This is a genomic window from Paenisporosarcina sp. TG20, assembly GCF_000286315.1.
In the GTDB taxonomy this organism is placed as follows: Bacteria; Bacillota; Bacilli; order Bacillales_A; family Planococcaceae; genus Paenisporosarcina.
In genome coordinates this window covers 1-8490 of record NZ_ALJG01000193.1, presented here as the reverse complement: position 1 = coordinate 8490, position 8490 = coordinate 1, and the positions used below count along the sequence as shown (strand labels likewise).

Sequence of the window (8490 nt, the reverse complement as noted above, 5' to 3'; positions counted from 1 at the left end):
TGTGGATAATCAACACGCTTGGAAAAATACTAAATAATTGATGTTATATTCATATTCATAAAATCTTCCGAATTGATTTCCTCAATCTTATGTGTAAACAAGTCGCCCGTCAGTTTCACTCAATTATCTATCCAATAAAACTTTCTTTACTTTAAATCTCCGCTTTCTTCTAACAAATGGTCCACCACGTTTTTCTACTCTGTTTTATCACAGCACAAGTGTGGCCAATGCAGTTATCCTATATTCCTACTTGTTCCTCTGAATCACTATTTGGATAGTACAGGTCTTTTCTTAGACATATATCTCTATGCGTCAGTGTTTCACCTTTAAAGCGTAGCCAAATCTCATCATCTGCCATGACACCATGTGTATGATGGACAATGCCCCATCGGTTATACGCTTGCATGCCTATTGCTTCAAGCAATTCCTTCGCATTTACACGTGTAGAGGGAAATGTACGCCACTTCAGCCAGTTTTCCAGCTCATCTAATGTAATATGTCCCTCCATCAGAGGGGAAAATTGTTTATTAAAATCTTCTATATAGTTAATGACATAGGGGGTTCCACCATTTGCGGGACGTAAATCAACTGATGCAATGACTTCATCCATCCACATCACATCAAACTTAATATAATCAATCACTTTTTTCACTTCCTTCACTAAATAAATACTGAAATCTAGGGTCTTGAATCTGTGAATAAAGGACTTTTTTCGCACGGCCAAGCTCTATAGAAGAAGCTTCCAACTTTCGGATCAGTTCATCTTTTCTGATAAAAGGCTCTCCCGTATATAGAGCAAGTTGTTTAGAAAATGAGGTGTTTAATGGCTTTGCTTTTACCTTACGCATTAATATTGTTAATGGTTTCCCGAGCGGATAGTCTTTTACATCCGATAGAAGGCTAAGTCCATGATCAAAAATGGGTGCAAACTCCCACGTTTTCTGGATGGGGTCATATAAAAAGAGAATGTTATTTGTGTGACGATCCTCATTGAGTATCAATGCATCAAACGCGAATAAACGGGTCATTTCATTTGAAACATTAAGTCCTGTGTACTCTTGGACTTTTTGCATTAATGCCTGGAACTTCGCTTCAGTAGAGAGAGTTGCATTGTTTAAAATCTTGTCTGTCGAGGAGAAGTTCGCTTCAAATAAACGTTCTAGCGTAACTTCCTGTTTTGTCCCCCTAAAATCCAGTGAATAGCAGCCTTGCGCAAGTTCCCCATTTGGTAACTCAATCTGGCAGGGGAAATACGATACATATTCTGATTTAGAAAATGTCGAGCATTCTAAGATAAGGGAGGCAAGAATTTCTGCCAAATCCTCGTAACCTCTTGAATTTTGTTTTACCCACTTATTACCGATACACCACTTGGATTGATCGCCTTTACTTGAGGTGCCGACAATTGCAATAGCTTCTTGTGGAATTTTGATGGTAATCATCGGATCACTTCCATTAGGTAAGATTGTTTTTTCATTAAATCGTATCATCTTTATTTTCAAACCCAAAAGTTGTCCAGCTAACGTTGTTTGACGGTGATTTCTTCCGGTAATTATAGTTCATAAAAGTAAGCTTTTATAATTGTGATTAATAATTTACTTTCATTATAATATACGGCCTCTCTAAATGCATGGAAAGGTTTACCGTAAGACGAATTGTAATTTTAAGTGCCTAATAGATATATACTAGAATATTTCAAATTTTGCACCTCTCAAAAAATTTCTTAGCAATTTGGAGATCAAAAACCATATCTAATAGACCGACATATTTTAGACGCAGTCGACGAACTTTTGTCAGTGAACTTGGACCGATGACGTCATCTTCCGGCGCCATAAAGTATTTAAAGGACATATTGTATTTGGAACGCTCAACTAAGTCCACATCGGATACATCGTGAATAGCTTTTAATAATAGTTATTTGAATATACGGATAGGCGGAATCGCATTTCGACCGTTATCTAAACAGTATTTTATTTTAATTCTTCTAGAATAAAGGAAAAACCGACAAGTTCATTCATTTGGCGAAGCATATTATCTTTTGGCACGACAAATTCATAAATCGCCATGTCCGGACTTAGAAGAAGGGTTTCTTGGTTGAGAATAACGAGGAACACCACCTGCATCTACTTTTTTTAGTATACCTCAACAAGATGATTTTTTAGATAGAAGGAATTTTTCGATGTAGAAATACACTAGTTGATTGTAGTAAAAGGCGGCGACTCCAGCCGGAATAGCATGAGCTGAAGACCCTGGACTGAGGTTAATGCACTTGCAGAATTACTGAAAATTTCAAGGTACGCATACTTTGTGCTATAGGTTGCGTAGCAAGGGAAGCGGCTGAAGCCATGCAGGCGGAACGCGTCCGCCTGGAACGGAAATCAACGGGTTACTTGTAAATGCAGTTATCGAAAGCTTTTTGTCACACTTAAAGACCGGGTATCCGCATTTATATGACATTGATACAGCTGACAGGTAAAGGAAGATTTACTCAAATACATCACTTATTTCAATGAAAATCGCAGCCAAAAGAGTCTGGGTTATTTGTCGCCGATATCCTATTAAAAATCAGTAGCTATCTAACGTACAATTCTACACTGTCCGAAAAATGGGGGCTAGACTAAAACCTTAACTTTAAATCGTATTAGCGAGCGTGTAACCAAATAAAATCCGTCTTAGCATGTTAGAATCCATATAATAAAAACACCATGAACTGGATTTATGTTACATCCAAATTTTATACATTCTTGCAATAGGAACCTGGCATTTACTAGTATTCAAAAAAATGGCGGGTGAAGTGATATTCGTCACTTTACCCGCCATTCTAGAGCACTTATTCTACCCGGAAACCTCAGTAGAGCAAAATTTTAAAATTTCATTCCTTTTTTGTTACATAAACCTATAAATCAATTGCTGTAACGTCATTAATGTCTTCGAGCTCTTTTAACAGTCCAATTTCAATATTCTCAATGTGTTTGTCGATTGTTAACATCATAATTGCATCACCGCCGAGAGTAGAGCGACCTACTTGCATTGTGGCAATATTGATATTCTCTTTTGCCAGCAATGTACCAACGCGACCAATTGCACCAGGTTGATCTGTGTGTTTAATAAATACGATATGTCCTGCAGGAACAACATCTATAAGATAGTTATCTACTTTAACGATGCGAGCGCCCAAGCCATTTAATAATGTACCAGATACTGTTCTCGTGCCCCTTGAAGTCTTCACTTCCACTGTCAATAGATTGGTGAATCCTTTTGAAGCAGATGATTTGTGTTCATTAACTTGTATACCAATACGATCCGCAAAGAACTTCGCATTCACTTCATTTACATGATCCCCTAAATTACGTTTTAACATTCCTTTTAACGTGTTCCGAGTTAATGGACTGACTTCAAACTCAGCTAAATCACCAGAATAATGAATATTAACCTCTTCAATTACGTCATTTGTTAATGCCATTAGGAATGCCCCTAATTTCTCAGATAGATTAAAGTAAGGTTCTATTCTTAACATGATTTCTTTTGAAACGGATGGAAGATTTACAGGATTACGAACTAGTCCCCCATTTAAGAAATTGACAACATCTTGACTTACGTCGACCGCTACACTTTCCTGTGCTTCAATTGTACTTGCTCCTAAGTGAGGAGTAGCTATCACTTCTGGAAGTGTAAGAAGCTTATGATTAACAGCTGGTTCTTGTTCAAAAACATCTAATGCTGCTCCAGCGACTTTTTTAGAAACAATGGCATTATATAATGCTTCCTCATCAATAATGCCTCCTCTAGCACAGTTAATAATTTGGACACCGTCTTTCATCATCTTAAAAGCATCAGCATTAATCAAATGCTTTGTTTCTTTCATTAAAGGAGTATGAACAGTAATAAAATCTGCTCTTCGAAGCACATCTTCAACTGATCCAAAGTCAATGCCCATCTTCAACGCTTTTTCAGCAGTCAAAAAAGGATCATAGGCTATTACATTCATTCTTTGCCCTTGCGCCCTAGCTGCTACTTCAGCACCGATTCTACCAAGACCTATTACGCCAAGAGTTTTGTTTTTCAATTCAACTCCTACATACGTCTTACGATCCCATTTATTATTTTTCAAGGCATGAAACGCTTGTGGAATTTTTCTTGCAAGCGACATGAGCATAGCTATCGTATGTTCAGCAGCAGAGTTTGTATTTCCATCAGGTGCATTGACGACGATAATTCCTTTTTCCGTAGCTGCATTTAAATCGATATTATCTACACCAACACCCGCGCGGCCTATTATTTTCAAGTTGGTTGCTTTGGCAATAATGGCAGCAGTAACTTGCGTTTGGCTTCGCACCAGCAAAGCATCAAATTCACCTATACGATTTGCCAGTTCCTCTGGTGACCAATCCGTTTCGATAACAATATTCATTCCCTCTGCCTGTCTTAGCGGATAGATTCCTTCTTCACTTAAGGGGTCACTAATTAGTATATTAAAAGCCATTTTAGACTAACACTCCTTGATTTAAGTAAATTTTTTGAGCAGCAGCCGTTCCCTTGCCTAACACAATCTCTTTTCCAATCATCTGTAAGCCGATTTCCACCATGCTTATAATTTGAAGAACATCCGCTGGAGAACAATAACCCATATGTCCGATTCGAACTATTTTGCCTGTTAAATGCTGCTGTCCTCCTGCAATTGATAAACCAAATTCTTTTTTCAATACTTTTCGGAATTCCTCTGCATCAAAATCATCCGGTTTTACAGCTGTGACAGTAGGAGAACTATCAGCATCACTCGTCAATAAAGGAATTTCCAATGCATGGAAAGCTGCGCGTGTCATCTCCATCATCAATGTATGTCTTTTATAAACTTCTTCTAGTCCTTCTTCATCTATTAAATTAAGAACTTGCTCAAGCCCGAATAATAAAGACAATGCAGGTGTAAAAGGTGTAGTATCTTTTATTAAATTGTCACGATATTTTTTTAAGTCCAAGTAAAAACGAGGTTGGTCATTTTGCTCGATTACCTTCCACGCTCTTTCACTGGCAGCTACAAAAGTTAATCCCGCAGGAAGCATGAATGCTTTTTGAGAGCCTGTAACCATGACATCAACTCCCCACTCATCCATCTGAGTGTCTACACCGCCAACGCACGAAACCCCGTCTACAATAATCAATGCATCACTTACTTGTCGAACAGCTTCACATAATTCTTTAATAGGATTCAATATCCCGGTTGAAGTTTCACAATATGTAGAGAAAATAGCTTTTATCTCTGGATGTTCTTGAACATAATCTTTAATAGCAGCAGGGTTTAACGCTTTGCCCCATTCAACATCAATTCTTTGATAGTGAATCTGGTATGCTCCGCAAATTTTTGTAAAACGGTCGCCAAAAGCGCCTGTGACTATAACTAAAACCTCATCACCTGGCTTAACCACGTTTACTACAGCAGCTTCTAAACCAGCTGTCCCGCTTCCTGTTATGATGGCTACTTCTTGTGAAGTCCCAAAAATCGCCTTCAATTTTGGTCCTATTTTCTTCAGCATATCGGATGTATTTTGTCCTCGATGTCCAATCATAGGTTGAGTCATTGCACGTTGTACACTCGGTGGAATAGGGCTCGGTCCTGGAATTCTCAAAATTTGTTGATCAGCTAACATTGTCATTCTCCTCTCGTTTTTAAATTTTTTAAATATAAAAAAAAACCTTCCTCCCCTTACTAGTGTAAGGGGCGAAAAGTTTGTAACTTACGCGGTACCACCCTTTTTTGCTACCCTTTTAACAGAGCGGTAGCCTCATTGGTTAACATGCTTAACGTGCATGAAGCGAATGAGCTTACAAGATTGGTTTCAACTCATCTATTCAAAAGTGCTACATTATGTAGAAATCGCTGATTTTCACCACCCATCAGCTCTCTAGAGATTTCAATTTCATAAGGCTTATCTTCATCAACATATTTTAATAAGTATTGAATTTCATTAAGAATAACAAAATTCAGATAATTGTCAACATGCTATAGTCACTGTAAACGTTTCCATTAAAAATAATTTTATTTTTAATTTTCTAATCTCATTATTGCCAACTAAACATAGTGATTTTTGTATAAAAGTCGGCCGATATTTTTATTTTATATTGCCAGTAAATCTCTAAAGAATAGTAAATCTTTTGGATAGCTCATATCTAATTGTTCTAGTTCTTCTAGAGACTTCCAAGCGATATCTAAAATGAATTCATCAGGATCTTGCACCGTTAACTCTCCACTTAATACTTTCACTCGAAAGTACTGCAACTCGTATGTTATTTTATATTCATTATTGGACCCACTTTTATCTTGAAGTTTAGATATGACTTCCACTTTCAATCCTGTTTCTTCCTCGAATTCGCGAACACAACATTGTTCAAAAGTTTCGTTGTCTTCAAGTCCACCTGAAGGAACAGTCCATTTGGGTTCTTCTCCATGAGCCGCTTGCAGTACCATTAATAGTTGATTGTCTTCATTTATGCAAACTCCTGATGCACCCTTCCAATTAAACATCGCTGTTCCCCCTTACCTAACTTAATGTTCGTAAATCATTTTACGAGTCATCCCACCATCTACTACTAGATTAATGCCTGTGACAAAGTCATTTTGGGGGTCTGTTAAATAGAGGCATGCTTTTGCAACATCGGAAGGTTTTCCTACCCGGCCAGACAAATGTTGTTTGTGATCAATATCTCGAAGTTCATTATAGTCCCCTGTTTCAATCCAACCAGGCGAGATAGAGTTAACAGTAATTTTATGTTCTCCAAGAGATGTGGCAAGCGCATGAGTAATTGCAACTATCCCTCCTTTTGTAGCACTATAAGCTTCTGAATTTGCCTCCGACATAGTTGCTCGGGTGGAAGCAATATTTATGATGGCTCCTCCGTTGTCCTGTTTTTTCATTTGCAAAGCTGCTTCACGGGAGCATAAAAAAACACTCCTTAAATTGGTATTGATCACATCGTCCCACTCTGTTATCGATAATTCAAATAATGATTTAAATTCACTCTTCCCAGCGTTATTAATTAAAATATCTATACGTCCGAATTTATTTATTGTTTGTTCCATTAAGTTTTTAATGTCTTCTTCTCTACGTATATCAGTTTTTATAAAGACACTACGTACTAGCTGTTCGCTTGTTTCTTTTCCCAATTCCTCATTAATATCCGCGAGGACTACTTGTGCCCCGTAAGCTACATAAGCTTCAGCGATCCCTCGCCCTATCCCTTGCGAAGCTCCTGTTACAATAACCACCTGTGCTTGGTTCATAAGTAAAGGCCGCCTTTCATAATTTTTTTATCGCGTCCACCATTCATTAACTAAAACAATCGCAACGACAACCACGATAGCTAGAATATAAAACCAATCTGGTACTCCACCAAAACTAAACATGCTACCACATCCCCAAACGTATTTCTATGTAATAATAATAATAACATGTATGACCAAAGAACAAGGAGGATGAACAATGACACATATAAATGATGATTTACAACGCTTTAATCCAGTAGCGGTAATTGGAGCAGGCACAATTGGTCTTTCTTGGGCAACGCTATTTCTAGCACATGGTTTAACTGTACGATTATATGACCCAAGAGCTGATTTGCAAGAGGTTTCTGATCAACATTTCCAGTCAATTGGTTCTACGCTGGCTTTACTTGACTTACCAGCTACTGGTTTCGAGTCTCGATTATCTCTTACATCAGAGTTACAAGTAGCTGTTACAGGTGCTGCAGTTATCCAAGAGAACGGACCTGAAAAATTGTCTTTAAAACAGGAACTCTTTGCTGAAATAGAAAAATATATAGAACCAAATACTCTGTTATTGTCCTCTTCTTCGACAATCCAAGCAACTGATATCTCTGCATTAATGAAAGACAAGAGCCGTATGCTAATAGGTCATCCGTTCAATCCCCCACTAGTGATGCCATTGGTCGAAGTGGTGCCAGGCACTTCTACTTCAAATAAGGCCGTTGAGGATACATTGGTGTTTTATAGAGCGCTTGGTAAATCTCCACAACATATTCAAAAAGAAGTGTTCGGTTTTGTTGCGAACCGTTTGCAGTTTGCCATGTTGCGTGAAGCCATGTGTTTAGTGGATGAAGGTGTTGTCTCGATGGAAGATGTAGATGAAATTGTGAAAGATTCTATTGGTTTACGTTGGGCAGCAGCTGGCCCGATGCTCGGCATGCACTTAGGTGGTGGCCAAGGGGGTATGGAATCATTTATGCGTCACTTAGGACCAACAATGGAAAAGAGTTGGACAGCTCAAGGTAACCTACAGATGGACAATGAAACAATCTTACGATTAGCGGAGAAATCTCGTGAATCCTATGGTCACTCGACAATTGATGAACTTGCAAGTTCACGTGATCAAAAGCAAATGGCGATATTACATACACGTTGCAAATAAGAAAAACCGGGCAAAGTTCGCCCGGTCCTTTAAGAAAGAATTTAGATCTAGTAATTTCCGTTACAGGCGG

7 protein-coding genes, 2 pseudogenes and 1 other annotated feature are annotated in these 8490 nt (G+C 38.2%); of the genes and pseudogenes, 2 read left to right on the top strand and 7 right to left on the bottom strand.

Annotated elements, in window-relative coordinates:
* Nucleotides 1–238: 238 nt before the first annotated feature.
* From B371_RS0103445 to B371_RS22685, 3 genes and pseudogenes are all read right to left on the bottom strand, one after another.
* Nucleotides 239–643 carry a hypothetical protein gene (locus tag B371_RS0103445; RefSeq protein ID WP_019412918.1) on the bottom strand — a complete coding sequence of 135 codons (405 nt, stop codon included), beginning with the start codon at nt 641–643 and terminating at the stop codon, nt 239–241.
* Entirely contained in the window at nt 636–1442 is an 807-nt protein-coding gene (locus tag B371_RS0103440; protein ID WP_040681145.1) for a hypothetical protein, read from the bottom strand. Before B371_RS0103440 ends, B371_RS0103445 begins: the two co-directional genes overlap by 8 nt.
* 301 nt (nt 1443–1743) lie before the next feature.
* Nucleotides 1744–2066: pseudogene (locus tag B371_RS22685) on the bottom strand (transposase); the annotation flags it as partial.
* 418 nt (nt 2067–2484) lie between these two features.
* Between B371_RS22685 and B371_RS24400 the strand changes: the two are divergent.
* Nucleotides 2485–2562: pseudogene (locus B371_RS24400) on the top strand (IS3 family transposase); the annotation flags it as partial.
* A 334-nt stretch (nt 2563–2896) separates the two neighbouring features.
* On the opposite strand, the gene serA reads toward B371_RS24400, so the two are convergent.
* The 4 genes from serA to B371_RS0103415 all read right to left on the bottom strand — a co-directional run bounded on the left by serA (nt 2897) and on the right by B371_RS0103415 (nt 7276).
* Complete coding sequence (serA, locus tag B371_RS0103430) at nt 2897–4483, bottom strand: phosphoglycerate dehydrogenase (RefSeq protein WP_019412915.1); 1587 nt, start codon at nt 4481–4483, stop codon at nt 2897–2899.
* Between the two features lies 1 nt (nt 4484).
* On the bottom strand, nt 4485–5645 hold the full coding sequence (locus B371_RS0103425) for an alanine--glyoxylate aminotransferase family protein (protein ID WP_019412914.1): 1161 nt from the start codon (nt 5643–5645) through the stop codon (nt 4485–4487).
* Nucleotides 5646–5709: 64 nt separating this feature from the next.
* Nucleotides 5710–5946, bottom strand: a binding site (T-box leader).
* 166 nt (nt 5947–6112) lie between these two features.
* Nucleotides 6113–6520: an NUDIX hydrolase gene (locus B371_RS0103420; protein WP_019412913.1), complete on the bottom strand. Its 408-nt coding sequence runs from the start codon at nt 6518–6520 to the stop codon at nt 6113–6115.
* Between the two features lie 21 nt (nt 6521–6541).
* Complete coding sequence (locus B371_RS0103415; RefSeq protein ID WP_019412912.1) at nt 6542–7276, bottom strand: SDR family NAD(P)-dependent oxidoreductase; 735 nt, start codon at nt 7274–7276, stop codon at nt 6542–6544.
* Between the two features lie 199 nt (nt 7277–7475).
* On the opposite strand from B371_RS0103415, the gene B371_RS0103405 reads away from it, so the two are divergent.
* A complete protein-coding gene (locus tag B371_RS0103405) occupies nt 7476–8420 on the top strand; it encodes a 3-hydroxyacyl-CoA dehydrogenase NAD-binding domain-containing protein (protein ID WP_019412910.1) in 945 nt (314 codons plus the stop codon).
* Nucleotides 8421–8490: the final 70 nt, after the last annotated feature.